At 64.7% G+C, this 22,663-nt stretch carries 29 protein-coding genes and 1 tRNA gene; 24 read left to right on the forward strand and 6 right to left on the reverse strand.

The window, feature by feature from the left end; genetic code table 11:
- Nucleotides 1-36: 36 nt before the first annotated feature.
- The 3 genes from PA6_RS06680 to PA6_RS06690 are packed head-to-tail and all read right to left on the reverse strand — an operon-like array spanning nucleotide 37 to nucleotide 914.
- Nucleotides 37-234: a hypothetical protein gene (locus tag PA6_RS06680; RefSeq protein WP_043216384.1), complete on the reverse strand. Its 198-nt coding sequence runs from the start codon at nucleotides 232-234 to the stop codon at nucleotides 37-39.
- Between the two features lie 28 nt (nucleotides 235-262).
- A complete protein-coding gene (locus PA6_RS06685) occupies nucleotides 263-616 on the reverse strand; it encodes a hypothetical protein (protein ID WP_021700136.1) in 354 nt (117 codons plus the stop codon).
- Nucleotides 617-668: 52 nt separating this feature from the next.
- Entirely contained in the window at nucleotides 669-914 is a 246-nt protein-coding gene (locus PA6_RS06690; RefSeq protein ID WP_021700137.1) for a helix-turn-helix transcriptional regulator, read from the reverse strand.
- Nucleotides 915-1,026: 112 nt separating this feature from the next.
- Between PA6_RS06690 and PA6_RS06695 the strand changes: the two genes are divergently transcribed.
- From PA6_RS06695 to PA6_RS06780, 20 genes are all read left to right on the forward strand, one after another.
- Entirely contained in the window at nucleotides 1,027-1,665 is a 639-nt protein-coding gene (locus tag PA6_RS06695) for a LexA family protein (RefSeq protein ID WP_052520140.1), read from the forward strand.
- Between the two features lie 27 nt (nucleotides 1,666-1,692).
- Nucleotides 1,693-1,884 carry a hypothetical protein gene (locus tag PA6_RS06700; protein WP_021700139.1) on the forward strand — a complete coding sequence of 64 codons (192 nt, stop codon included), beginning with the start codon at nucleotides 1,693-1,695 and terminating at the stop codon, nucleotides 1,882-1,884.
- 135 nt (nucleotides 1,885-2,019) lie between these two features.
- Nucleotides 2,020-2,274, forward strand: a complete 255-nt coding sequence (locus tag PA6_RS22725; protein WP_021700140.1) for a DUF1654 domain-containing protein — start codon at nucleotides 2,020-2,022, stop codon at nucleotides 2,272-2,274.
- A gap of 517 nt (nucleotides 2,275-2,791) precedes the next feature.
- On the forward strand, nucleotides 2,792-2,977 hold the full coding sequence (gene csrA, locus PA6_RS06705) for a carbon storage regulator CsrA (protein ID WP_021700141.1): 186 nt from the start codon (nucleotides 2,792-2,794) through the stop codon (nucleotides 2,975-2,977).
- 341 nt (nucleotides 2,978-3,318) lie between these two features.
- Nucleotides 3,319-3,394: transfer RNA gene (locus tag PA6_RS06710), tRNA-Thr, on the forward strand.
- An 82-nt stretch (nucleotides 3,395-3,476) separates the two neighbouring features.
- Nucleotides 3,477-3,812, forward strand: coding sequence for a hypothetical protein (locus tag PA6_RS06715; RefSeq protein WP_021700142.1), 336 nt, complete (start codon nucleotides 3,477-3,479; stop codon nucleotides 3,810-3,812).
- Nucleotides 3,813-4,022: 210 nt separating this feature from the next.
- A complete protein-coding gene (locus PA6_RS23355; protein ID WP_155948007.1) occupies nucleotides 4,023-4,166 on the forward strand; it encodes a hypothetical protein in 144 nt (47 codons plus the stop codon).
- A 3-nt stretch (nucleotides 4,167-4,169) separates the two neighbouring features.
- Nucleotides 4,170-4,979 (forward strand): RecB family exonuclease, encoded by an 810-nt coding sequence (locus PA6_RS06720; RefSeq protein WP_021700144.1) that lies wholly within the window; start codon nucleotides 4,170-4,172, stop codon nucleotides 4,977-4,979.
- Nucleotides 4,980-4,997: 18 nt separating this feature from the next.
- Nucleotides 4,998-5,810 carry a hypothetical protein gene (locus PA6_RS06725; RefSeq protein WP_021700145.1) on the forward strand — a complete coding sequence of 271 codons (813 nt, stop codon included), beginning with the start codon at nucleotides 4,998-5,000 and terminating at the stop codon, nucleotides 5,808-5,810.
- A gap of 6 nt (nucleotides 5,811-5,816) precedes the next feature.
- The gene (locus tag PA6_RS06730) at nucleotides 5,817-6,017 is read left to right on the forward strand and encodes a hypothetical protein (RefSeq protein WP_021700146.1); all 201 of its coding nucleotides are present in this window, start codon (nucleotides 5,817-5,819) and stop codon (nucleotides 6,015-6,017) included.
- A 9-nt stretch (nucleotides 6,018-6,026) separates the two neighbouring features.
- Nucleotides 6,027-7,079 (forward strand): DNA translocase FtsK, encoded by a 1,053-nt coding sequence (locus PA6_RS06735; RefSeq protein WP_021700147.1) that lies wholly within the window; start codon nucleotides 6,027-6,029, stop codon nucleotides 7,077-7,079.
- Nucleotides 7,080-7,084: 5 nt separating this feature from the next.
- Nucleotides 7,085-8,824: an AAA family ATPase gene (locus PA6_RS06740; RefSeq protein WP_021700148.1), complete on the forward strand. Its 1,740-nt coding sequence runs from the start codon at nucleotides 7,085-7,087 to the stop codon at nucleotides 8,822-8,824.
- 7 nt (nucleotides 8,825-8,831) lie between these two features.
- Nucleotides 8,832-9,200 (forward strand): hypothetical protein, encoded by a 369-nt coding sequence (locus PA6_RS06745; RefSeq protein WP_043216386.1) that lies wholly within the window; start codon nucleotides 8,832-8,834, stop codon nucleotides 9,198-9,200.
- A complete protein-coding gene (locus tag PA6_RS06750; protein WP_021700150.1) occupies nucleotides 9,197-9,811 on the forward strand; it encodes a 3'-5' exonuclease in 615 nt (204 codons plus the stop codon). The genes PA6_RS06745 and PA6_RS06750 overlap by 4 nt, the downstream gene beginning before the upstream one ends.
- 48 nt (nucleotides 9,812-9,859) lie before the next feature.
- Nucleotides 9,860-10,687 carry an N-6 DNA methylase gene (locus tag PA6_RS06755; RefSeq protein ID WP_021700151.1) on the forward strand — a complete coding sequence of 276 codons (828 nt, stop codon included), beginning with the start codon at nucleotides 9,860-9,862 and terminating at the stop codon, nucleotides 10,685-10,687.
- A 7-nt stretch (nucleotides 10,688-10,694) separates the two neighbouring features.
- On the forward strand, nucleotides 10,695-11,147 hold the full coding sequence (locus PA6_RS24005; protein WP_021700152.1) for a hypothetical protein: 453 nt from the start codon (nucleotides 10,695-10,697) through the stop codon (nucleotides 11,145-11,147).
- 258 nt (nucleotides 11,148-11,405) lie between these two features.
- On the forward strand, nucleotides 11,406-11,858 hold the full coding sequence (locus PA6_RS06765) for a hypothetical protein (protein ID WP_021700154.1): 453 nt from the start codon (nucleotides 11,406-11,408) through the stop codon (nucleotides 11,856-11,858).
- 149 nt (nucleotides 11,859-12,007) lie between these two features.
- Nucleotides 12,008-12,595, forward strand: coding sequence for a hypothetical protein (locus PA6_RS06770; protein WP_021700155.1), 588 nt, complete (start codon nucleotides 12,008-12,010; stop codon nucleotides 12,593-12,595).
- 360 nt (nucleotides 12,596-12,955) lie between these two features.
- Complete coding sequence (locus tag PA6_RS06775; protein WP_081693954.1) at nucleotides 12,956-14,128, forward strand: tyrosine-type recombinase/integrase; 1,173 nt, start codon at nucleotides 12,956-12,958, stop codon at nucleotides 14,126-14,128.
- A 28-nt stretch (nucleotides 14,129-14,156) separates the two neighbouring features.
- On the forward strand, nucleotides 14,157-15,743 hold the full coding sequence (locus PA6_RS06780; RefSeq protein ID WP_021700157.1) for an ABC-F family ATPase: 1,587 nt from the start codon (nucleotides 14,157-14,159) through the stop codon (nucleotides 15,741-15,743).
- 55 nt (nucleotides 15,744-15,798) lie between these two features.
- On the opposite strand, the gene PA6_RS06785 is transcribed toward PA6_RS06780, so the two are convergent.
- A complete protein-coding gene (locus PA6_RS06785) occupies nucleotides 15,799-16,305 on the reverse strand; it encodes a DUF1993 domain-containing protein (protein ID WP_021700158.1) in 507 nt (168 codons plus the stop codon).
- Between the two features lie 77 nt (nucleotides 16,306-16,382).
- Between PA6_RS06785 and PA6_RS06790 the strand changes: the two genes are divergently transcribed.
- Nucleotides 16,383-16,721 carry an MmcQ/YjbR family DNA-binding protein gene (locus tag PA6_RS06790; protein WP_021700159.1) on the forward strand — a complete coding sequence of 113 codons (339 nt, stop codon included), beginning with the start codon at nucleotides 16,383-16,385 and terminating at the stop codon, nucleotides 16,719-16,721.
- Here the strand turns inward: PA6_RS06790 and PA6_RS06795 are convergent.
- Both PA6_RS06795 and PA6_RS06800 read right to left on the reverse strand, forming a co-directional pair.
- A complete protein-coding gene (locus PA6_RS06795; protein ID WP_021700160.1) occupies nucleotides 16,718-17,407 on the reverse strand; it encodes a DUF1294 domain-containing protein in 690 nt (229 codons plus the stop codon). The genes PA6_RS06790 and PA6_RS06795 overlap by 4 nt on opposite strands.
- A 1-nt stretch (nucleotide 17,408) precedes the next feature.
- The gene (locus tag PA6_RS06800) at nucleotides 17,409-18,239 is read right to left on the reverse strand and encodes an undecaprenyl-diphosphate phosphatase (protein WP_021700161.1); all 831 of its coding nucleotides are present in this window, start codon (nucleotides 18,237-18,239) and stop codon (nucleotides 17,409-17,411) included.
- A gap of 187 nt (nucleotides 18,240-18,426) precedes the next feature.
- Here PA6_RS06800 and PA6_RS06805 point away from each other — a divergent pair, with 187 nt between their 5' ends.
- The 3 genes from PA6_RS06805 to PA6_RS06815 all read left to right on the forward strand — a co-directional run bounded on the left by PA6_RS06805 (nucleotide 18,427) and on the right by PA6_RS06815 (nucleotide 22,662).
- Complete coding sequence (locus PA6_RS06805) at nucleotides 18,427-20,058, forward strand: methyl-accepting chemotaxis protein (protein WP_021700162.1); 1,632 nt, start codon at nucleotides 18,427-18,429, stop codon at nucleotides 20,056-20,058.
- A 7-nt stretch (nucleotides 20,059-20,065) separates the two neighbouring features.
- Nucleotides 20,066-20,680: a hypothetical protein gene (locus PA6_RS06810; RefSeq protein WP_021700163.1), complete on the forward strand. Its 615-nt coding sequence runs from the start codon at nucleotides 20,066-20,068 to the stop codon at nucleotides 20,678-20,680.
- Nucleotides 20,681-20,781: 101 nt separating this feature from the next.
- Complete coding sequence (locus PA6_RS06815; protein WP_043216387.1) at nucleotides 20,782-22,662, forward strand: di-heme-cytochrome C peroxidase; 1,881 nt, start codon at nucleotides 20,782-20,784, stop codon at nucleotides 22,660-22,662.
- The last annotated feature ends 1 nt before the right edge of the window (nucleotide 22,663 follow it).

The following is a 22,663-nucleotide window of genomic DNA, read 5'->3' on the forward strand; positions in this document are numbered from 1 at the left end:
CCCGGGTTTCCGCATGCAGAAACTCCGGGCCGTGGCTCAGTGGCCTTTAACCAGCTCCAATCGCCGCCCACCCTGGGCAAGCGCATACAGCTGTTGCTGCAGGTTCTCCAGCGCTACCGCCGCCAGAGCCTGCTGTACGGTGCAGCCACGTCGTGCGGCCTCCCGCTGCAGCTCCTGTCGCTCACCGGGGCTGAGCTGGGCCAGGGCCGCGTCACATACCTGAGTCGGGAACATCTCTGTCCGCCTCCTTCGCTAGGGCCTGTTAGGCCGTTTTCTGATCGTCGACACTGCTGGCCAGGGCTTGCTGTGCCAGGCCTGCCAGTACGTCGCTGAGTTGATCGGGCGTCAGCTGCTCGCCGCGGAACAGCGCGGTCAGCATCTGCGCGCGCTGTTGGAGCAACGCAGCAGCAAGCGCCTGAGCGTGCTGGCCGCCCTGCAGCAGCCGGTGGCCGATGAACATGCAGTCGCGGGCGTAGCCCGTCAGGTTGTCCGCATGGCTGAGTCTCGCGGCTTGGATCAGCTCGTCGCGGTCTGCCTCGCACACCCGGACCTTGATCGGCTCGGTGACGTGGGTACCCGGCGCCTTTCGCCGGCGGTCTTCTTGCAGTTTCGCCATGGGGATTCCTCGGGGGTTGGGGATGGGGAATGCAGCAGCGCCAGGCGCGCGGTTAGCTCGCCTGGGCGTAGTCGGGGTCAGTTGTGCTCGCAGCAGGAGGCTCGGGAAAAATGTCGTCCAGGCTGCACGCGACGCCTTCGGCGTTCAGGACGGCAACGATGCGTCGCGCTTCATGCAGCGACGGGGTGCGGCGGCCGGTCTCGTAGTGACCGATTGCTGCCTGGGTCATCTCGAGCCGCTCCGCGAGCTGTGTTTGTGTCAGCTTCGCCTTCTTGCGAGCCAATTTGAGAGCGCTCATGTCGGGGGTCTCCTCGTGTCTCTTTTTAAAAATACGTTTTGTATTTTCCAAAGGCAAGCAGGAGCACGTTATGTGCGTTGTCTCGCTTAATACGGCCTGTACTATTTCCGGCATGGACGAATGGATCAAAGCCATCCGGGCTGAGCTCGCGAGGCAAAACATCACGCAGGACCAACTAGCAGAGCGCTTGGGCTACACCCAGGGCGCCGTTGGTCATTGGCTCAATGGCAGGCGCGAGCCGAAGCTGGCCGACATCAACCGCATGCTGAACGAGCTGGGGCTGCCAGGCCTGTCCATCGGCGGCGGCAACGTCGAGCCTGCAAACATCTCCCCAGCACAGGCACCTGACACCTACCCCTACCCAGTGATCAGCAGCGTTGTGGCTGGGAACTGGGCCGAGGCAGAAGAGCCCTGGCCACTGGGCGAGGCCGACGAGTTTGAGTACAGCAGCTACCGCGGTGCCGGCCTCTGCTTCTGGCTTCTCGTGAAAGGCGACTCTATGACCGCCCCGTTCGGCGACAGCTTCCCAGACGGCACCCTGGTCCTGGTCGATACCGGCCTGGAGGCCCTGCCCGGCCGGCTGGTTGTTGCAAAGCGGGTACAGGACAACGAGGCGACGTTCAAACAGCTGGTGTCCGATGCCGGCCAGCTGTTCCTCAAGCCGCTGAATCCGGCCTACCAGATGCTGCCGATAGACCAGGAAACCAAATTCATCGGCGTGATCAGAGAGTCTCGCCGCCGCTACTACTGATGACGTAGGCAAGGAAGCGTGAAATCAATGAGCAACCTCAAGAGCTACCTGGGCGGCGGCGCATTCGTTCTGCTGGTCCTCGGCTTCGGCATCAGCATGGGTTCCAAATGCTCGGACGGCACCATGTTTAACACCTACCTCGCAGTTGGATTGGCGTTCGAGATCAGCGGCGCTGACATCTGCGACCACCGATCAGCGCTCCTGCATTACGGCAGGTAACCGCTCTGCCTGGCGGCTCTAAGCCAAGACCATAAGCTCTGAAGCTGACTCGCCATTCAGTAATATTTCCGACTTGAAACGTGCTCCCCGTCACAAGATACTGTATATGCAAACAGTATAAAGGAGCCTGTTTTAATGCCGCACAAGCACGTCCCCCGCCGATCTAGCCGCCCTTCTCCCAGCTACGAAAAGCTGTTCAGTAGAGTCCGCCGGATCGTCACTACCCCTCGTGCCCTCCTCGAAAAACAAGTCGACATCGCACCCTGCGAAGGCGAAGCCCCGGAAGACTGGCAGCGCCTGATCGACCATCTCCACGAATACGAAACCGTATCCCTCATACGCCAGCTAGACGGCTCTATTCGCCTTCGCTGGCGCGCGCAGCACCAGTAACTCCATTCCGTATTTCTCAAACGAATACATATTGTATTGACAGGCAAAAATACAAAATGTACTTTTCTCACCAAGCCGAACACGGCGAGCAGCGAAACCGCTGCACCGTTCTTTAAGAATCCAGAACCCCACAGCAGTCCCGACAGGCGCCGCGCAAGCGGTGTGCTGAGCGACGTGGTTAAACGACTGCTGATCGCTGGGTGAGCCCCAGCCCATGCCCGGCTCTGGTTACCGGCCAGCTCGACGCTTCGAGTCACGCGCTCCCTCTCCGAAAGCGCGCCACGGATCGCCGGCTGCTTCGCTCCCCCTTGGACTAGCAGGGCCTCAGACCGGCCGCTACTGCAAGACCAGGGGGCGAGTTGAGAAGACATCGCCAAGCCAACCGTGGCGAGTAACGGAGGAGTGAACCGCATCACTGAAGCGCCTTGGCGACAGGGCGCTTTGGGATGCACCACTGCTATACCTACCTGCGCCGCGCAACGCGGCCAGGACTTCAACCGAGAAAAGGAGATTCACCATGCTGATCCTCACCCGCCGTATTTCCGAGACCCTGATCATTGGCGAAGGCGACGACGCCATCCGCGTCCAGATCCTGGGCGTGAATGGCAGCCAGGTCCGCGTCGGTATCGATGCACCCAAGCACATAGCTGTGCATCGCGAAGAGGTCTACGACCGCATCCAGGCCGAGAAGAAATCGGCCTGATCGGAACCCCGCCTAGTCGGTTCGGGGTCGCCGCCCGGGCAGCTGGAGCCGCCCGGCCTGCAAGGGGTTGGCCACCCCGGCGATTCGGCCACTGAACATGGGGTAATAGCCTGCGAGGGCCGAATCAGCCCCATCAGCGCCACCAGCTCAAGCGTGGGACAGCCGGAGAGACGGCCCGATAGACCTGGCAAATCGTGCAGCTGCGGTGCCAGGCCGTATCGGAGAGCGGCCAGGCTGGCGGTGCGGCATGGGTGTCCAGCCGCTGGCCAGGCCGTTCTCCGATGCGTTCCCCGCATCGACTCCTTCATCAGCACTTGCCCCGCTCACACCGGGGCCTTTTTGCCGGCATAGCTCAGTTGGCAGAGCGCCTGACTTGTAATCAGGAGGCCGCAGGTTCGACCCCTGCTGCCGGCACCACCGCCCCCTTCCCCTGCCTTCATACGTCGCGTACTTGCTGCCCCACCTTGCGGAAGAGCTGGGGGCGGCAGGTGCGCGACCTATGCACGCGCACCGCGAGGACATCGCCATGAAGACCCTGCACGAAATCGAGCAGCTGGTACACGCCGCGCTCGACAACAAAGACCCGGAGACGCTGGAGCAGTACGCCGATCACGCCGCCGACAACATGGACCATGACCACCTGCGCGACCTCGCCCTGGCCATGATCGAGGGTGACGATGCCGGCAAAGCCCTGGCCCTGGTCAAGATCGAGGGGCGCATCGACCGCCAGCGTGCCGAGTTCATGGAGCTGGAAGCCATGCGCCGGTCGCGACTGGCAGACGAGGACGAGGCCGCCCGCGCCGAACTGGACGCTTCGTTCCGAGGTGCTGCATGAGCAACCTGCACGAGCTGTACGCCCGCATCCAGCGCCTGGCAGCCCTGGGCATCCACACCAACCGCGAACTGCTGGCGCACCTGGAGCGCGCCAAGGAGGCAGCAGCATGCTGACCACCACCGACGTCGCAATCCTCGCACTATTCCTCCTCGCCCTGTCGTTGCTCGACGGCGACCCGACGCCTGCAGCCGCATTCGCGGGGTGCAGGCCATGACCCGTGCCCAGCAGCGGCGCCGCTACATCTGGGCCGGCTCGTTTCTCGTCTTCCTGGGCTGGCTGGCGGTGCTGATCGTTCCGGCAGCAATCGCCGGGCACATCACTGCCGAGCAGCCGGCCATCACATTCGATAGGTAACCGATGAACACGATCACTACGGTGCGGGCCTCCTCGTGGGGCTCGCTGTTCGACTGCGCCTATCGCTGGGAGGGCGTGCACCTGCTGGGCATCAAGTCGCCGAGCAGTCCGCGCGCTCTACTGGGAACAGCCATCCACGCCGGTACCGCCGTTTTCGACTCGGCGCGCATCGCCGGCCAAGACGTGTCGCCGGATGACGCAGCAGACGTGCTGGTCCAGACCCTGAGGCATCCCGACTTCGACGTCGACTGGCGCGGCGCCGACATCAGCCTGCGCGAGGCCGAGGCCACCGGCCTGGCCCTGCACATCCGCTATTGCACCGAGATCAGCCCCCGCTACGAGTTCGTGGCGGTGGAGATGGAAACGGCGCCGCTGGAAATCAACTGCGGCGGCGGCCAGATAGTGCGCCTGACCGGCACGCTCGACCGGGCGCGCATTCGGCGCTACGGCGAAGGCGTCGGCATCGCCGACGTGAAGACCGGTACCGCAGCTGTCACGACCGAAGGCGTGGCCAAGACCAAGGGCCACAAGCCACAGATCGGGACCTACGAGTTGCTCTACGAGCACACCACCGGCCAGCGCTGCACGGCGCCGGCCGAGATCATCGGGCTGAAGACCAAGGGCAAGGCCGAGGCCGCCACCGGCGAAATTATCGGTGCCCGCGAGCTGATGGTCGGCAGCGAGGACTTCCCCGGCCTGATCCAGTTTGCCGCGGACATGTTCCGCAGCGGCCACTTCCCCCCGAACGCGCAGAGCACGCTCTGCAGCGCCAGGTACTGCCCGCGTTGGGCGACCTGCCCCTATCACGACTGACCCCACCAGGAGACGCCAATGTCCCAAGCCCAAACGCTGCAGCAGCTGCAGCAAACACCCGCCGCCGCGCAACAGAGCGCTGTTGCTGTGAGCATGACCAACCTGCAGGGCTTCGAGCTGGCGCAGCGCGCCGCCAAGCTGCTGGCCGCCTCGACCCTGGTGCCGAAGGAGTACCAGGGCAACATGCCCAACTGCGTCATCGCGCTGAACATGTCGCAGCGCATCGGCGCCGACCCGCTGATGGTGATGCAGAACCTGGTCATCGTGCACGGTCGGCCCACCTGGTCGAGCCAGTTCCTGATCGCCACCGTGAACACCTGCGGGCGCTTCACCGCGCTGCGCTTCGAGTTCTTCGGCGAACAAGGCACCGATACCTGGGGCTGCCGAGCCTGGGCCATCGAGAAGGCCACCGGCGAGAAGCTGGTCGGCGCCGACATCACCATCGCCATCGCCAAGTCCGAGGGCTGGTACAGCAAGAACGGCAGCAAGTGGAAAACCATGCCACAGCAGATGCTCATGTATCGCGCTGGCAGCTGGTGGACCCGCGCCTTTGCGCCGGAGCTGTCGATGGGCCTTCACACCGCCGAGGAAGTGGGCGACGTGTACGACGCCAGGTCCGATGGCAGCGGCGGCTACAGCGTCGATCTGGAATCGCTGCAGCCCCAGGCGCCGGCCAACGTGAACGCCGAAACCGGCGAGATCATCGACGTGGAGCCGGAAGCCAGCCCGCAGCCGCAGACCGAGCAGCAGCAAGATCCCGCGCCGGCCACCGGCCAGCAGCAGGCCGAGCCGCAGCAGCCCAACGAAACCGACGAGCTGGACATGGGCTAACCGCCCATGGCCTCGCGCACCGTCGCCGAGCAGTTCGACCGCCTGGACGAGTTCACCTCGCTCCTGGCGGCGGCCGAGCTCAACGCCTCCAACGACTGGGAAATCAAGTTCACCGCCGACGTCAGCGCCAACTACCAGCGCTGGCGCGGCGACATGTACCTGAGCGAGTCCCAGCTGGAAAACCTCGAACGCATCGCCAACCAGTGAGACCTACCGATGACACAAGCAGCAGCTGCAGTACAAACCGCGCCCCAGGCCGCCCAGGAGATCGCCGAGCAGGTAGTCGAGTCCCTCGCCGACTCCGCTGAAATCGTCGAGCTTCCCAAGCCTTCCCCGATTGAGCTGGCCAGCGAGACGCTGGGCCACGACCTGCTGCAGGTTCTCCTGCAGGAAGTACGCGCCCTGCCCGACGTCTGGCCGAAGCTGAACGAGAAGAAGCAGGCGGCCGTGATCGAACGCTTCACCTCCGTGGTTACGCGCGCCACGACCCACGCCGTGAAGCTGATCGCCGCCGGCGGCAACCCCACCATCAGCGGCATTCTCGAATCCGTCGCAATCAAGGAGGGCATCAAGGCCACCTTCAAGGTCAGCCAGTTCGATCCGATGCGCCACGAGCTGATCGACAGCCAGGGCAAGGTCTGCTTGCTGGTGGTGGCCAACGCCGCCGACCACCTGGGCGGCATGGACCAGGTGAAACCTGATCCCGACCAGGGCGAGCTGCTCGAGGACGGCGGCAACTTCGAGGACGACGTGGCGAACGCCGAAGCCGAGACCGGCCCGGGTAACCAGGACCCGCTCTACACCGAGGCCGTCCAGTACGTGGTGCGCACCCGCCGGCCAGCAATCTCCGCCATCCAGCGCGAGCTGAAGGTCGGCTACAACCGTGCCGCCCGCATGCTGGAAGCGATGGAGGCTGACCGCGTTGTCGGTCCGGCCGACGAGCACGGCATGCGCCAGGTGCTGGCCGCCGCCGCGCCGAGCAGCGACGGCGAGCAGGCCGCCCCACTCGACCCGGTGAACAACCCCCCGGCGAAGTACGGCACTTACAGCTACAGCGACGTGCAGGCTCTGCTGGCCAAGGCTGAGCCCGAAGTCACCCAGGCCTACCTGCAGCACCGCCTGGCCATCGACCAGGCCACGTCTCAGGGCCTACTAATCCGCCTGCTTGACGACAAAACCATCGTCCTGCAGAGCGAGGCCGAGGTCCCCACCAACAACACCTACCGGGTCGCCGTCTCCCTGGATGACCTGGAACTCAAAATGGAGTGATCGCCATGCGCGTCGCATCTATCACCGCTTCCAACTTCCAAGGGCTGCGTCACGCGGCCCTTGTTGTTTCTGAGCCTGTGCTGCTGGTCTCCGGCGATAACGGCGCCGGCAAGTCCTCTCTGCTGGACGCCATCGCCATGGCCTTCACCGGCGAGCCGCGCCGCGTCGCCCTGAAGAAGGAAATCGGGCAGCTCGTCACCGAGGGCCAGACCAAGGGCGAGGCCCATGTGGTCTGGCTCGACCAGGAAGGCGAAGAGCAGACCTCGTGGGTGATGCTTCCGAAAGGCAAGACAGCCCCGCTGCTCGACGAACCCTACCTGCCCTACGTGCTGGATGCGTCGCGCTTCACCAGCATCGACAGCAAGGAGCGCCGCCGGGTCCTGTTCGACCTGGCCGGCGCCACCGCTAGCCCCAACGAGGTTGCCAAGCGCCTGCTCGCCCGCGGCGCTGACGCGGCCCTCGTGGAGAAGATCAAGCCCATGATGCGCGCTGGCTTCCCGGCCGCAGTCGACCAGGCCAAGGAGTACGCGAGCGAAGAGCGCGGCGCCTGGAGGACCATCACCGGCGAGACCTACGGCAGCGAGAAGGCCGAGAACTGGGAGCCGGAAGCCCTGCAGGCCGAGGTCACCCAGGCCCAGGTCGACGAGGCAAAGGCGCGCGCCGATACCCTGCAGGCCGATCTGGACGAGGCCAACCAGGTGCTCGGCGGCCACAAAGCAGCCGCACAAGCTGCTGACCAGCGGCAGCAGACCCTGGCCAACCTGCGAGGCATCGCCGGCCTGCTGCAACGCCGCCGCGACAAGCTGGCCGCGGACCAGTCCCGCGTCGACGAGTGGGCGCCGAAGGTGGCCGAGGCCCAACGCGCCGCTTCCGGCGAGCCAGCACACGATCCGCTGGAATGCCCGCACTGTGCCGGCCTGCTGCAGCTGAACGGCACCGAGCTGGTTGCATACGTGCAGCCGGAACTGGTCGCCGACCCGGAAGCAGGCAAGCGCCTGATCGAGTACAGCGGCTATCTGGAGAGCGCGCAGCGCGCTGTAGCGAACAGCCAGCGAGACGTCGCCGAATCGGAGCAGGCCGTTGCGCGTGTCGCCGAGATGGAAGCGGAAGCCGCCGCCATCCCGTCGCCCGAGGCTATCGCCAACGCCGAGACCACCATCGCCAGCATCCGCCAGGACCGCGACCGGGCCAGCGCTGCCCACCAGGCCCTGCAGGACGCTCTGGCCCTGAGCACTGGCCGCGAGGAGCTGATCAAGAAAGCCGCCGCGCACCACGCCGCGGTTAAGGCCTGGTCGGTGATCGCCGCGGCCCTGGCCCCGGATGGCATCCCCGGCGAGATCCTCGCGGAGGCGCTAACGCCGATCAACACCATGCTCGCCAGCATGGCGGCGGCAGCGAAGTGGCAGGAGGTGAAGGTCACCGACGACGGCGAGATCACCTATGGCGGGCGCCTGTATGGCCTGCTGAGCGAGTCCGAGCAGTGGCGCTGCGACGCCCTGCTGGCAGTGGCAATCGCTCACCTGTCCGGCCTGCGTCTGGTGACGCTGGATCGCTTCGACGTACTGCAGCCTTCGGCACGCCCGCAGATCCTTTCCCTGCTGCGCACCCTGACCCAGGGCGGCGAGCTGGAAACCGCCATCCTGGCCGGGACCATGAAAGAGGCTCTGCCGAAGGTGCCCAGCGGTATCCAGCAGGTCTGGATCGCTGGCGGCCAGATCGCGGCGCCTGTCAGCGCAGCAGCGTGAGGTGACGATGGAGCACCTGACGACCCTGAACCTGCCCGGCGCACACAACCGAGAGGCGGAGCGCCAGAGCTTGGCGGCGCTCACCGCCCACTACCTCGCCGGTGGTGGAGCGGTCGAGCAGCTGAAGATCACCGACCGCAAGCCCGAGCCGAAAGGCAGTCTCCGCGACCGCCCCGTCATCGTCCGCACAGGCACCACCACCAGGCGCGAGCTGGAGCTACGCGACCAGGAGCTGGCGAAGCGAGCGCAGGCACTGGCCAACGCTCGCATTCCCGGCGACCGCATCCGCAAAAAGCTGGGCCTCGGCCCGGTGGCATTCGAGCAATTCATCGCGCGGCACGGCATTCGCCTGCCGGCACAAAGGAGCAAGACATGAGCCATCCCCACCTGAACATCTTCGACACCGAGACCACCGGTTTTCCCCTCTGGAAGGAGCCGAGCGACGACCCACGCCAGCCCCACCTGGTGGACATCGCCGCCCTGCTCTACAGCCCGACCGGCGAGCTGATCGACAGCTTCGAGACCATCATCCGCCCCGACGGCTGGGTGATCCCCGACGAGGTGGCCGCCATCCACGGCATCACGACCGAGATGGCGATGGACCTGGGCATTCCCGAGGCCGACGCACTGGAGGGCTTCCTGGCCATCCACGAGCGCGCGGGCATGCGTGTCGCCCACAACTGCAGCTTCGACGACCGCATCCTGCGCATCGCCCTGATGCGCTACCGCGGAGTGGAAGCGGCAGACGCCTTCCGGGCGGGCGCCAGCTACTGCACCGCAATCAACTCGAAGCCGATCTGCCAGCTGCCGCCGACCGAAGCCATGCTGCGCTCGCGCTTCCGCAACCAGTTCAAGACCCCGACCCTGGCAGAGGCCCACCAGCACCTGCTCGGCGAGGAGCTGGTCGGCGCCCACCGTGCCCGCACCGACACCGAAGGCTGTGCCCGCGTCTACTTCGCTCTGCAAGAACGCCTCGCCGCCGCGTAACACCCGCCGCCCAAGGGCGGCCACCATTCCCCCCGCCTGGATCACCCTATGACCGCCGCAGCCAAGCTGCTGCCCGGCCAAGACCCGGGCGCGCACCGTAAAAACCTGATCAAGCTGCTGGAGCAGGCCAGCCGGCGCCATCACCTCTGGGAGGTGTTCGGCGACTTCATCGAGATGTCCGCCCTGGCCATGGCCAACAGCGTCGACCTGGCCCAGCGCGAAGAGCGCGAAGCCCGTTACATGCGGCTGATCAAGCGCTACGAGCCGGACGAGGTGAGGCTGTTCCCCATGATGCTCGGCGAGCTGGTCTGCGCCCTGGAGTACGGACCCGACGACGTGCTCGGCAGGGTGTTCGGCGAGCTGGAGCTGGGCAACAGCGCCCGCGGCCAGTTCTTCACGCCCTACTCCGTGAGCGCCGCTATGGCCCGCCTGCTGGTCGGTGACGGCGCAGAGATACGCGAGCGCATCGAACAGCGCGGCTTCATCCGCCTGAACGAGCCCGCGGCCGGCGCCGGCGCCATGGTCATCGCCATGACAGAGGCCATGCAGGACCGGCAGATCAACTACCAGCAGCACCTGCACGTCATCGCCCAGGACGTGGATTCTCGCGCCGTGCATATGGCCTACGTCCAGTTCAGCCTGCTGCACATCCCCGCCGTGGTGATCCTCGGCAACACCCTGGCCCTGGAAGAGCGCGAGCACTGGTACACCCCGGCCCATGTGATGGGTCTCTGGGGCCCGAAGCTGCGCCGCGGCTATGCCCTGGGCAGCGCCATGGACGAGCGCCCGGCCGACGCGCCGCCGGCGCCGGAACCCACCCCGATCTTCATCCCCCCGCTATCAGCCGCCCTGGGCGAGCAGATGGCCCTGTTCTGAGGTACGCATGATCAGCCAGCCAGACATCATCCGGCCGGAATCGCGCATTGTTGTCCAGTTCAGCTGCGGCGCCGCCTCGGCGGTAGCCGGCAAGCTGGCCTTGGCCCAGTACGGCGCCACACACGACGTCCAGTTCATCAACGCATTTCTTGCGAACGAGCACATCGACAACCGCCGCTTCCTGGCGGACTGCCAGACCTGGCTTAACCGCCAGATCACAGCAGAGGGCTGGACGCCGGCGCACGACGATCTCTACTGCGCCGCCGAGCTGCCCAGGGCGGCAGCGGCCTACATCCTCAACGGTGCGAACGACGAGGCGCCAGCCATCTGGCCGTTCGCCTCCAAATGGTGGAAGCCGAGGGATGCCCGGTCCAACTATGTGCGAGCAGGCGCCCTGATACTTGCCGAGGTTGAGCGCTTGGATCGTGCAGCAGCAGCCAGCCAGGAGCAGCAGCCTTGAGTCGAATCAAGAAGCCCCGCTGCCCGGCCTGTAACCTCCGCGACTGCCCTGGATGGCAGCCAGGCGATCCAGTTCACGAGTACCGCGGCAAAGGCAGCTGGTACCTGGGCTGCCACTGCGAGGGATGCTCGCGTGCCCGGCAGGAGTCCGGCGGCTTCATCGGTGCGCTTGCCGAGGCGCTCAGCCCCCCGCGCCAACCCTCATAACACCTTCCCTTTCCACCAAGCTGCCGGCGCCGCCCGGCGGTAAGGATTCCCTATGTCCGAAAACCCGACCCACCACACCTGCACCGACTGCTTCTACACCTGGGAGCACGGCCGCGATGGCAGCCACAGCTGCGTGCAGCGCCTGAAGGCCCGTATCTCGCTGCTGGCCGCCGCCCTGCGGGAGAACCACGAATGGCACCAGCAGCACGACGAGCACGGTGGTTACCCTGACTCGGCGCTGGAGGCCACCAACACCAACGCCCTGATCGGCGCCGCAGCCGAGTGGAAGCTGCCCTGCGAGGTCCGTTTGCCGGGAGGGATGACCATCGGCAAGGGCTGCAGCCTCAACACCCTGCTGCTGGCAATGCGCCGGCGCGAAGGTGGCCAGCCGTGGCAGGTCAGCTTCGACGAACCGATCCCGATAGACAGGGGACTGCAGCGACTCCTGCAGCCGCTGCCGGAGCAGCCGCTGGGCATCGATAGCGAGGGTGGCAGCCATGACTAAGGCGAAGCCCTGCAAACTTGGCAAGCGTCACAAGTGGGAATTTGCCCACAACCGGATCACCCAGAGCGGCGGACCGCGAACCATCCGAATTAGCAAGCGAGGCGTCTACCGCTGCGCATGCGGAGAAACCAAACTTGGGGCTCCCGACCATGAAGATTGAGCAGACCCAGATCACCAAGCTGCTGATCAGCGACCTGATGGGCGAACCGTACAAGCTGGATCCGGTGACCGTCATTCTCGAAGACTTCGAGCCAGGCAAAGGCAGGATCATCATCGAGTGCTACGGCAAGTCCTGGTCTGCCGGCTGGAGTGCTATGAGCGGTCGGACCGTTGCCCAGTTCGTCAGCGATTGTGGCGATGAATACATCATCGGCTGCATGACCAGTGTCTCCCGGCAGATGTTCAGCCCGAAGGAGCTGGTGAAGCTCGCCCGCAGGGCAATCATTGATCGGCGGCGTCGACGCGGACTGTACTGGGAGTACGGCGAGGCCCTGGAGCGCGACGAAGCTCGAGCGCTGTACGACCAGGCGGAAGAGCTTCGTTACATGGAGAACATCAACGATGGGCGCGCCCATAACGAGATGCTCACCAGCTTGTTTGGCCAGGAGTGGTGGCACATGGTGGACGGCGAAGCGGTCGAGCCGAACCCGAGCTACCTCTACCTGCAGCGCATCGTGCTGGCAGTGCAGGCAGGACTTGTCCAGGCAGGCCTCGCCCAGGGCAAGGTGGCAGCATGAACGCCCCCACATACTGCCGCACCACCGGCGACCGAATCGGGCGCTGCACCTGCCTCCGGTGCAGTCCGCCCGCTCCACCTGAGCCACCAGCTGGGCCCTAACCGGGCCTCGCAGTCCACCTTCCCCACCGCCAACATTCACTGCCGGCCGAGCCGGCGGAGGTGCCCTTATGTCTGCAGTAGAGACCGTGCAACCTCTGGACAAACTGTCCGAGAAGCAAATGGCCGAGCGCCTCGGCACGACCGCCCGAGCCCTCGAAGCCCGCCGCTCCCGGGGCCAGATACCCGAAGGGGTCTGGCGAAAGATCGGCAGCCGCATTTGGTACAGCGTCAGGAGATACGACGATTGGCAAGAAAGCCTATGGGCCTCCCCCGAGGCGTCGAATTACGGGGCGAAACCCTGCGTATCCGCTTCAACTGGAACGGCAAACGCTGCTCAGAAACCCTCGTCTACCCCGCGACGCAAACGGGCATCGCAAACGCCGCCCGTCTACGCGATCAGGTAGTCCAGATGATCAAGCTCGGGGTCTTCAACGAACTGAAGTACTCCGAGCTGTTCCCCAATTCTCCCAATGCAATATCGAGCGTCTCCCGCGGGTTTGGTCAGTACGCCCAGGTCTGGCTCGACAGCAGATCCATCTCCGAGGGCACCCGAGACAACTATGTGTCAGTGCTCAACGTCTGGTGGATGCCTTACCTGGCGACGACTCCGCTGCAGAGCATGACGCCGGCCTTCATGCGCGAGCTGGTCGTCCAGATTCCCTGGACATCGGACGGCGTGAAGGCCAATGCGATGTCGAAGCTGAGCACCATCCTGGACTCGGCGCTCGCTGACGGCCTGATCACGGCGAACCCCATGGAGGGCCTGGACATTCCGGAACGCACAGAGGCCAAGGTCGACCCGTTCACCCAGGCCGAAGCCGACCAGATCATCGCCAAGCTGTACGCCACCGAGCACTGGCCGAGCCAGATATACGCAGCGTTCTTCGAGTTCGCTTTCTACTCGGGTATGCGGCTCGGTGAAATAGCGGCGCTGCGCTGGGAAGAGGTCAACATCGAGAAGCGGATGGTGCACGTCTGTCGGACTGTCGCGAAGAAGCAGGTAGTGGAGCGCACCAAGACCAAGAAGAGCCGGTACGTACTACTCAATGACCGCGCCCTGCATGCGCTGCAGGTCGCCAAGGCCTATGCAGAGCGGCGCGCCAAGGGGAAAGGCAGAGTGACCGAGTTCCCCTACTGCTTCCCCCCGAGCAAGGGCGCGGAGTTCATCCAGCAGACGAGTGACCTGCACCATCAGTGGCGACCGACACTAAAGGCGCTGGGTATTCGCTACCGACCCCCGTACAATGCGCGCCACACCTACGCAACCATGTGTCTGATGGCTGGCATGATGCCCGCATTCATCGCCAAGCAGCTCGGCCATTCGATTCAGATCCTGCTGACTCGATACGCGCGCTGGCTGGATGGAGCAAGCGACTGGGCAGAGATGGAAAAACTAACTTTTGCCCCAAAAGTGCCCCAGACCGAAACGTAAACCTTTGAAACCCGCGAGATAGAGCCTCTTGATTTCCACCGCCAATATCACCATGCAATTCGGTGCCAAGCCGCTGTTCGAGAATGTTTCCGTCAAATTCAACAACGGCAACCGCTATGGCCTGATCGGCGCCAACGGCTGCGGCAAGTCGACCTTCATGAAAATCCTCGGCGGCGATCTGGAGCCTTCCGGCGGCCAGGTGATGCTGGAGCCGAACGTGCGCCTGGGCAAGCTGCGCCAGGACCAGTTCGCCTATGAAGAATTCACCGTGATCGACACCGTGATCATGGGCCACGAGGAGCTGTACAAGGTCAAAGCCGAGCGCGACCGCATCTACTCGCTGCCGGAAATGAGCGAAGAAGACGGCATGAAGGTCGGCGAACTGGAAGGCGAGTTCGCCGAGATGGACGGCTACACCGCCGAATCCCGCGCCGGCGAGCTGCTGCTGGGCCTGGGCATTCCGCTGGAACAGCACTTCGGCCCGATGAGCGAAGTCGCTCCGGGTTGGAAGCTGCGCGTGCTGCTGGCCCAGGCGCTGTTCTCCGATCCGGAAGTGCTGCTGCTGGACGAGCCGACCAACCACCTGGATATCAACACCATCCGCTGGTTGGAAAACATCCTCACGGCGCGTAACAGCACCATGATCATCATTTCCCACGACCGTCACTTCCTCAACTCGGTCTGCACCCACATGGCCGACCTGGACTACGGCGAGCTGCGTCTGTTCCCGGGCAACTATGACGAGTACATGACCGCCGCCACCCAGTCGCGCGAGCAGCTGCTGGCCGACAACGCCAAGAAGAAGGCGCAGATCGCCGAGCTGCAGACCTTCGTCAGCCGCTTCTCGGCCAACGCCTCCAAGGCCAAGCAGGCCACTTCGCGCGCCAAGCAGATCGACAAGATCCAGCTGGCCGAGGTCAAACCGTCCAGCCGCGTCAGCCCGTTCATCCGCTTCGACCAGAACAAGAAGCTGCACCGCCAGGCCGTGACCATCGAGAAGCTGTCCAAGGCCTTCGACGACAAGGTGCTGTTCAAGAACTTCAGCTTCCAGGTCGAGGCCGGCGAGCGCGTGGCCATCATCGGCCCCAACGGCATCGGCAAGACCACCCTGCTGCGCACCCTGGTCGGCGAGCTGCAACCAGATGCCGGTGAAGTGAAGTGGACCGAGAGCGCCGAGGTCGGCTACTACGCCCAGGACCACGCCCACGACTTCGAGGACGACGTCAGCCTGTTCGACTGGATGGGCCAGTGGACCCAGGGCGAGCAGACCATCCGCGGTACTCTGGGGCGCATGCTGTTCAGCAACGACGAGATCCAGAAGTCGGTCAAGGTGATTTCCGGTGGTGAACAGGGCCGCATGCTGTTCGGCAAGCTGATCCTGCAGAAACCCAACGTGCTGGTGATGGACGAACCGACCAACCACCTCGACATGGAATCCATCGAGGCGCTCAACCTGGCGCTGGAGAACTACCCGGGCACGCTGATCTTCGTCAGCCACGACCGCGAGTTCGTCGGCTCCCTGGCCACCCGCATCATCGAGCTCTCGGAGAATGGCGTGACCGACTTCAGCGGCACCTACGACGACTACCTGCGCAGCCAGGGCATCATCGTTTGACGCCTGCCACGCAACGAAAAAGCCCCGCCAATGCGGGGCTTTTTCATCTACGGGCTCAGACGCGGCCGAGGTAGTCCATCTTGCCGATGTCCAGGCCATTGTGGCGCAGGATGGCGTAGGCGGTGGTGATATGGAAATAGAAGTTGGGCAGCACGAAGTGCAGCAGGTAGTCCTCGCCCTTGAACTTCAGCTCGGCACCGGGAAACTTGAGCACCACTTCGCGCCCTTCCCCGCTGTCGATCTGCGCCGGCGTCAGGCTGTTGACGAATTCCAGGGTCTTGGCGATGCGCGCCTGCAGCTCGGCGAAGCTGCTTTCGCTGTCGGCGAAGCTCGGCACCTCGACCCCGGCCAGGCGCGCCGCGCAACCTTTCACGGCATCGCTGGCAATCTGGATCTGCCGGGTCAACGGGTGCATATCCGGCGCCAGGCGGGCGTTGAGCAGTACGGCAGGGTCGATCTTCCTGGCTTCCGCGTAGGCGGCGGCCTTGTCGAGGATGGCCGACAGGTTGCCGAACATGCGCACGAACACGGGAACGGAGGCCTGGTACAGAGACAGCGACATGGGGTGACTCCTTGGCAGTGAAAGGGGCAAGACTCTGCTAGGTTAGCCGCAACAGCCAACAGGGAGGTGAAACAGTGATGACGCCACAACAGGTAGCCGACTTTTGCCTGCAGTTGCCTGGGGCGCGCGAGGACTACAAATGGGGCGGCGTGCGGGTGTTCTCGGTGGCCGGCAATAAGATGTTCGCCCTGCTCAGCGAGGGCCTGGCGTTCAAGGTGGCGCCGGAGCTGTTCCTCGGCATGGTCGACCGCCCGGGCATCCGCCCCGCACCCTATCTGGCCCGCGCCCACTGGGTGAGCATGAACGAGCCATTCCCGCTGGGTGAGGCCGAACTGCAGGAGCTGCTGACCCGCGCCCACCAGCTGGTGGTGCGCAGGCTGCCAAAGATTCGCCAGGTGGGGTTGCTGCTCGACTAGAGCGGCAGCAGGTGGCCCAGGTAACGGCCGCCAAGCAGCAGATGGTCCAGCCAGAAGCCCTGGTGCAGGGTGACGATGGCCCAGAACACCAGCTGGAAGGAGGCCTTGCGCGTCTTGTGGCGAAACACCTGTTGCGCCACCAGCGCGCCAGGCCAGCCGCCGAGCAGTTCGGCGATGTGCAGGCTGTTCTCCGGCGTGCGCCAGCGGCCCTTCTGCGCATGCTGCTTGTCCAGCCAGTACTGGCAGAAGCTGAACAGACTGACCAGCGGATAGGCCAGCGCCACCCAGAACATGCCCTGGCCGAGCAGCGCCAGGCTGCCCCAGGCCGGCAGCAGGCACAGGCCGGCCAGTATCAACAGCTTGGGCGATAGATCGCGGATACCCGCGGCATCGGTGCGCCTGGACGCTTTCAGCGGGTTGCCGCCAGCAGGCTGACGAGCCGCGGCAGGTTTGCGGCGGATCGCCGGGCGATCCAGGCTGAGCCCGGCATGGCGCATATGCTGGGCGCGCGGACGCCCCTGGGCATCGCGGCCGGCGACGTAGAGCACGTTGTCGCCGACCTGCGGCCGGCTGTCACCACGCATCGCCGAGATATGCACGAACAGCGGCTCACCGCCGCCCTCGGGCTGGATGAAGCCGAAGCCTTTGCCGTCGTTCCAGCTTTTCAGAACGCCACGCTTCTCCATATCAGCCCTGAGCGCTGCTCCAGTCGATCAGGTGGAACTGCCAGGTGGCCAGGATCAGCAGACCGAAGCCGATGCGGTACCAGGCGAATACCGCGTAGCTGTGGTTGGCGATGAACTTGAGCAGTGCGCGCACGGCGATCATGGCGAAGATGAAGGACACCACGAAGCCCAAAGCGAATACCGGCAGGTCGCCGGGCTGGAACAGCTCGCGGTACTTGTAGCCGGAGTAAACGGCGGCACCGACCATGGTCGGCATGGCCAGGAAGAACGAGAACTCGGTGGCGGCGCGGCGCGACAGGCCGAACAGCAGGCCACCGATGATGGTGGAAGCCGAACGTGAGGTACCGGGGATCATCGCCAGGCACTGGGCGAAGCCGATCTTCAGCGCCTCCTTCCAGGTCATGTCGTCCACTTCCTCGACCGTCACCTCGTGCTGGCGCCGCTCGGCCCAGAGCATCACCAGCCCGCCGATGATCAGCGCCGCGGCCACGGTGATGGCATTGAACAGGTATTCGTGGATCAGGTCGGCGAAGGCCACGCCGATCACCACCGCCGGCAGGAAGGCGATCAGCAGGTTGGCGGTGAAGCGCTGTGCCTCGCGCTGGCGCGGCACGTTGAACACCGTGATGAGGATCTTGCGCCTGTATTCCCACATCACCGCGAGGATGGCACCCAGCTGGATGATGATGTTGAAGGCCATCGCCCGCTCGCCGCCAAAGCCAAGCAGGTCGGCCACCACGATCTGGTGTCCGGTACTGGAGATCGGCAGAAATTCGGTGAGTCCCTCGACCACACCTAGAATCACTACCTGCAGGGCGGTCCACAAATCCATGCAATACCTCGGGCTGGCCTTTTTCGCAGAATGGCCGATAACGAAAGGGAAACCTGAACTGGCAGGCGGAAAACGGCCGGTATGCTACCAGATGAGCCGACTCGACGCTGCCTTGCCAATGACTAATGGCAAAGCTTCTAGACTGGTTATTAGCTAGCGTCCGTCCAGAACAAGAACCGGAGTTCCCATGAACGGCCTGCGCAACCTTCCGATCAGCCGCCGCCTGTGGCTGATCCTGCTGTCGTCCTTCCTCATGCTGCTGGCGCTGACCGGGCTGATGCTGAAGCAGATCCACCATGATCTGTATCAGGCCAAGGCGCTGAAGACGCACCATGTAGTGGAAGCCGCGATGGGCGTGATCAAGCACTTCCAAGGCCTGGAAAGCACCGGCATGAGCCGCGCGGATGCGCAGAAACAGGCGATGGAAGTGATCCGTGGTCTGCGCTACGGCAAGAACGAGTATTTCTGGATCAACGACATGACCCCGACCATGGTCATGCACCCGACCAATCCCAAGCTTGAAGGCCAGAATCTCTCGGGCCTGAAGGACCCGGACGGCAAGTTCCTGTTCAACGACATGGTGGCCATCGCCAGGAAGCAGGGTTCCGGCCAGGTGGACTACCGCTGGCCCAAGCCCGGCTCGGAAGACCCGGTACCGAAGATTTCCTACGTCGAATTGTTCCAGCCCTGGGGCTGGATTCTCGGCTCGGGCATCTATGTCGACGACGTGCAGGAAGAGTTCCGTGAACAGGCCCTGAGGGCCTCCGCCATCCTGATCGTGATCGCCCTGCTGCTGGCCGCGCTGGTCACCCTGATCAACCGCAGCATCGCCCGGCCGCTGAACGAGGCTGTCGGCGCCATGGCCAATATCGCCAGCGGCGAGGCTGATCTGACGCGCAGTCTGGACAACCAGGGGCACGACGAGCTGACCGCCCTGGGCGGCCACTTCAATGCCTTCACCGGCAAGCTGCGCAGCGTGGTCGGCCAGTCGCTGCAGGCAGCTGGCGAGCTCGACCAGGCCTCGCAATCGCTGGGCGAGATCGCCGGCCAGGCCCAGCAGCACAGCCAGCAGCAGTCGCAGCAGATGGAGCTGGTAGCCACCGCGATCAACGAGGTGTCCTACGCCGTACAGGACGTGGCGAAGAACGCCGAACACGCCGCCAACGAAGTGCGCGAAGCCGAGCAGCAGGCGCTGCAGGGCCAGCAGAACATCGACAGCAGCCTGCGCCAGATCGACCAGCTGTCGGCGACCATCGACCAGGCCGTGGAAGTCATGCAGACCCTGGCCCAGGAAAGCACCCAGATCGGCAGCGTGCTGGAAGTGATCCGCTCCATCGCCGAGCAGACCAACCTGCTCGCGCTGAACGCCGCGATCGAGGCCGCACGGGCCGGTGAGCAGGGCCGCGGCTTTGCCGTGGTGGCCGACGAGGTGCGCATGCTGGCCCAGCGTACCCAGCAGTCGACCTCCGAGATCCAGGGCATGATCGAGCGTCTGCAGGGCAACTCGGAGGCTGCGGTCAAGGTGATTAATGCCAGCAGCCAGGCTTCGCAGCTGACCGTGGAGCAGGCCCGCCAGGCCGGGGAAAGCCTCAGCCAGATCGCTGCCTCGCTGCGCAACCTGACCGGCTTGAATGCCTCGATCGCCAGTGCCACGCTGCAACAGTCGCATGTGGTGGACGATATCAATCAGAATGTCACCCAGGCGGCCACGCTGGCACACGAGAATGCGCTGGCTGCCGACCAGTCCAGCGAAGCCAGCCGTCATCTGGGGCAACTGGCCGGGCAACTGAACCGCCTGTTGGGGCAATTCCGCGTATGAGGTGTCGATGAGCAGCATGGAGCATCAGGAGGTCAATCTCGGCCAGCAGCAGAACCAGGACCTGATCTGGGACCTGGACAGCATTGCCCGTCGCGAGCTGGCCGAACGCTTCATCAAGCTGTTCGAGAACCGCCTGTGCGTGTACTCCGAGTCCACTCGCCAGCTGTACACCAACTACAACCTGCACTTCCCCGCCGACTACGGGCGCAAGATGGTGGTACTACCCAACCCTTACGCCTTTCACGACACCCTGCACGGCATCGATCCGGTGGCGGTGCGCAAGACCGGCCTCTGTGTGCTGCCCGGTGTCGTGCTGGGCAAGCCCGGGCTGCTGCTGACCACGCAGATCCGCGACGGCGGGCCGGCACCCAAGACCATGCCATTCAAGCCGGCCCTGGCACAGATCATCAGCAATCAGAAGAAGATCGGCGACGTGTTCCTGCCGATCCTGATGAAGGGCGACCTGCGCGAGTTCGACCAGAGCATGCCCTATATCCACCTGCACCGCCTACAGGTACAGCGCCTGACGCTGCTCTCCTCCTTCGAACGCGACGACATCCAGCAGACCATCACGCGCAAGCTGCTGACGCTCTACCGACAGGCCGACAGCCTGGGCTGCTGAGCCCGCGTGACGAGATAGGTTTGTTATGGTCGCTTGCCATCGTCCATATGGATTGGCATAAACGAACCCCATAACAAAATCGCCACACGGATGTTGATGTCATGCGAGTCCTGCGCCGCGCACTCCTGTTGATCCTGTTGCTGGTCCTCGCCGCCCTCGCGGTCGTCCTCTACTACGTCGCCAACCCCAACCTGCCGCTGTTCAGCAAGCCGCAGCAGGTGCATTACCTCGACCAGTGGAGCGAGCAGGCGCGCCAGACCTACTACTACACGCCACAGGGCACCACGGTTAAGGGCCTGAGGTACGAGTGGTTCACCGCCCTCGAACTGCCCTTCAGCCGGGACAAGTTCGCCCGCCCCGACTACCTGGCGCGCTTCGGCTTCCTCACCGACCCGCAGCAACGGCCCAGCGCGCTCAACCCCGGCAATCTGCCGGTCGGCTTCGCCCGCCATGCCGACGACGAAACCGGCGCCCAGTACCTCGACATCAGCTGCGCCGCCTGCCACACCGGCGAGCTGCGCTACCAGGGCCAGGCCATCCGCATCGACGGCGGCGCCGCCCTGCATTCGCTGGCTTCCACGGTGCCCACGCTCAGGGGCGGCGGCTTCGGCCAGGCGCTGGGCATGAGCATGGCCTTCACCTACTACAACCCGGTGAAGTTCAACCGCTTCGCCCGTGAAGTACTGGGCACCCACTACGACAGCGGCAAGCAGCAGCTGCGCCAGGACTTCAAGGCCGTGCTCGACCGCCTGCTGGATACCGCCATGAACGATTGGCATCGCGGCCTCTACCCCACCGAGGAAGGTTTCGGCCGCACCGACGCCTTCGGCCGCATCGCCAACAGCGTGTTCGGCGATGCCATCGACGAGAGCAACTACCGGGTGGCCAACGCCCCGGTCAGCTACCCGCAGGTGTGGGACATCTGGAAATTCGACTGGGTGCAATGGAACGGCTCGGCCATGCAGCCGATGGCGCGCAATATCGGCGAGGCCCTGGGGGTGGGCGCCAGCCTGCACCTGTTCGACGAGAACGGCGCGCCGATGACGCACGACGAGCGCTATCCGTCCAGCGTGCGCCTGCGCGACCTGTACACCCTGGAAGAGACGCTCAAGCAGCTGAAGCCGCCGACCTGGCCGGAACAGGTGCTGGGCAAGGTCGACCTCAAGCTGGCCAGCCAGGGCCGTGCCCTGTTTGCCGAGAACTGCGCCTACTGCCACGCCCCCGACCCGATGCCGCGCGACAAGCGCCTGGCCCCGGCCCGCGACCCGGAATGGCACCTGCGCATCGTGCCGACCCGCATCATCGGCACCGACCCAACCACCGCCGACAATATCGCCGACCACCGCTTCGACATCCGCAAGCTGGGCTGGCAGAAGGACGAGCTGGCCAAGCTGGACGTCAAGCTGTTCGGTTCAAGCCTGGAGGAAGTCGATTTCGCCAGCATCTCCAGCGCCAAGGGCCTGGCCTATGTCACCGCCTATGTGGAAGACCGCGCCTACCGCGATGCCGGCATCCAGCCGCGCGAGCGCTGGCGCATGGACGGCTACGGCCTGGCCATCGGCGTGCAGGAAAAGCGCGGCTACAAGGCACGCCCGCTGCACGGCATCTGGGCCACCCCGCCGTTCCTGCACAACGGCTCGGTGCCCAACCTGTTCCAGCTGCTGTCGCCGGTGGTCGAACGCGACACGCAATTCTGGGTCGGCAACTTCGAATACGACCCCAAGCGCGCCGGCTTCCTCACCGGCCAGTTCGAGGGTGGCTTCCTGTTCGACACCCGCATCACCGGCAACAGCAACCGCGGCCACGAATTCCGCGACGGCTGCCGCAACGAGGGCGTGATCGGCCGCTATCTGGAGCCCGAAGAGCGCTATGCGCTGATCGAGTACCTCAAGGTGATGGGCGACGAGCAGCTGGAGAGCCAGCTACAACCGGCCGAAAGCCGCGCCTGGACCCCCGGCCCCAGCTGCCAGAACAACAACTAAG

This window comes from Aquipseudomonas alcaligenes NBRC 14159, from assembly GCF_000467105.1.
Classification (GTDB): domain Bacteria; phylum Pseudomonadota; class Gammaproteobacteria; order Pseudomonadales; family Pseudomonadaceae; genus Aquipseudomonas; species Aquipseudomonas alcaligenes.

Bases quoted from the DNA above. Each gene is read 5' to 3' on its own strand.
- PA6_RS06815 (WP_043216387.1), top strand. From the start codon at position 20,782: ATGCGAGTCCTGCGCCGCGCACTCCTGTTGATCCTGTTGCTGGTCCTC.
- PA6_RS06765 (WP_021700154.1), top strand. From the start codon at position 11,406: ATGTCCGAAAACCCGACCCACCACACCTGCACCGACTGCTTCTACACC.
- PA6_RS06770 (WP_021700155.1), top strand. From the start codon at position 12,008: ATGAAGATTGAGCAGACCCAGATCACCAAGCTGCTGATCAGCGACCTG.
- PA6_RS06700 (WP_021700139.1), top strand. From the start codon at position 1,693: ATGAGCAACCTCAAGAGCTACCTGGGCGGCGGCGCATTCGTTCTGCTG.
- PA6_RS06755 (WP_021700151.1), top strand. From the start codon at position 9,860: ATGACCGCCGCAGCCAAGCTGCTGCCCGGCCAAGACCCGGGCGCGCAC.
- PA6_RS06800 (WP_021700161.1), bottom strand. From the start codon at position 18,239: ATGGATTTGTGGACCGCCCTGCAGGTAGTGATTCTAGGTGTGGTCGAG.
- PA6_RS24005 (WP_021700152.1), top strand. From the start codon at position 10,695: ATGATCAGCCAGCCAGACATCATCCGGCCGGAATCGCGCATTGTTGTC.
- PA6_RS06690 (WP_021700137.1), bottom strand. From the start codon at position 914: ATGAGCGCTCTCAAATTGGCTCGCAAGAAGGCGAAGCTGACACAAACA.
- PA6_RS06745 (WP_043216386.1), top strand. From the start codon at position 8,832: ATGGAGCACCTGACGACCCTGAACCTGCCCGGCGCACACAACCGAGAG.
- PA6_RS06695 (WP_052520140.1), top strand. From the start codon at position 1,027: ATGGACGAATGGATCAAAGCCATCCGGGCTGAGCTCGCGAGGCAAAAC.
- PA6_RS06720 (WP_021700144.1), top strand. From the start codon at position 4,170: ATGAACACGATCACTACGGTGCGGGCCTCCTCGTGGGGCTCGCTGTTC.
- PA6_RS06775 (WP_081693954.1), top strand. From the start codon at position 12,956: ATGGGCCTCCCCCGAGGCGTCGAATTACGGGGCGAAACCCTGCGTATC.
- PA6_RS06750 (WP_021700150.1), top strand. From the start codon at position 9,197: ATGAGCCATCCCCACCTGAACATCTTCGACACCGAGACCACCGGTTTT.
- PA6_RS06735 (WP_021700147.1), top strand. From the start codon at position 6,027: ATGACACAAGCAGCAGCTGCAGTACAAACCGCGCCCCAGGCCGCCCAG.
- PA6_RS06715 (WP_021700142.1), top strand. From the start codon at position 3,477: ATGCACGCGCACCGCGAGGACATCGCCATGAAGACCCTGCACGAAATC.
- PA6_RS06725 (WP_021700145.1), top strand. From the start codon at position 4,998: ATGTCCCAAGCCCAAACGCTGCAGCAGCTGCAGCAAACACCCGCCGCC.
- PA6_RS06790 (WP_021700159.1), top strand. From the start codon at position 16,383: ATGACGCCACAACAGGTAGCCGACTTTTGCCTGCAGTTGCCTGGGGCG.
- PA6_RS06805 (WP_021700162.1), top strand. From the start codon at position 18,427: ATGAACGGCCTGCGCAACCTTCCGATCAGCCGCCGCCTGTGGCTGATC.
- PA6_RS22725 (WP_021700140.1), top strand. From the start codon at position 2,020: ATGCCGCACAAGCACGTCCCCCGCCGATCTAGCCGCCCTTCTCCCAGC.
- PA6_RS06680 (WP_043216384.1), bottom strand. From the start codon at position 234: ATGTTCCCGACTCAGGTATGTGACGCGGCCCTGGCCCAGCTCAGCCCC.
- PA6_RS06730 (WP_021700146.1), top strand. From the start codon at position 5,817: ATGGCCTCGCGCACCGTCGCCGAGCAGTTCGACCGCCTGGACGAGTTC.
- PA6_RS23355 (WP_155948007.1), top strand. From the start codon at position 4,023: ATGACCCGTGCCCAGCAGCGGCGCCGCTACATCTGGGCCGGCTCGTTT.
- PA6_RS06785 (WP_021700158.1), bottom strand. From the start codon at position 16,305: ATGTCGCTGTCTCTGTACCAGGCCTCCGTTCCCGTGTTCGTGCGCATG.
- PA6_RS06795 (WP_021700160.1), bottom strand. From the start codon at position 17,407: ATGGAGAAGCGTGGCGTTCTGAAAAGCTGGAACGACGGCAAAGGCTTC.
- PA6_RS06740 (WP_021700148.1), top strand. From the start codon at position 7,085: ATGCGCGTCGCATCTATCACCGCTTCCAACTTCCAAGGGCTGCGTCAC.
- PA6_RS06810 (WP_021700163.1), top strand. From the start codon at position 20,066: ATGAGCAGCATGGAGCATCAGGAGGTCAATCTCGGCCAGCAGCAGAAC.
- PA6_RS06685 (WP_021700136.1), bottom strand. From the start codon at position 616: ATGGCGAAACTGCAAGAAGACCGCCGGCGAAAGGCGCCGGGTACCCAC.
- csrA (WP_021700141.1), top strand. From the start codon at position 2,792: ATGCTGATCCTCACCCGCCGTATTTCCGAGACCCTGATCATTGGCGAA.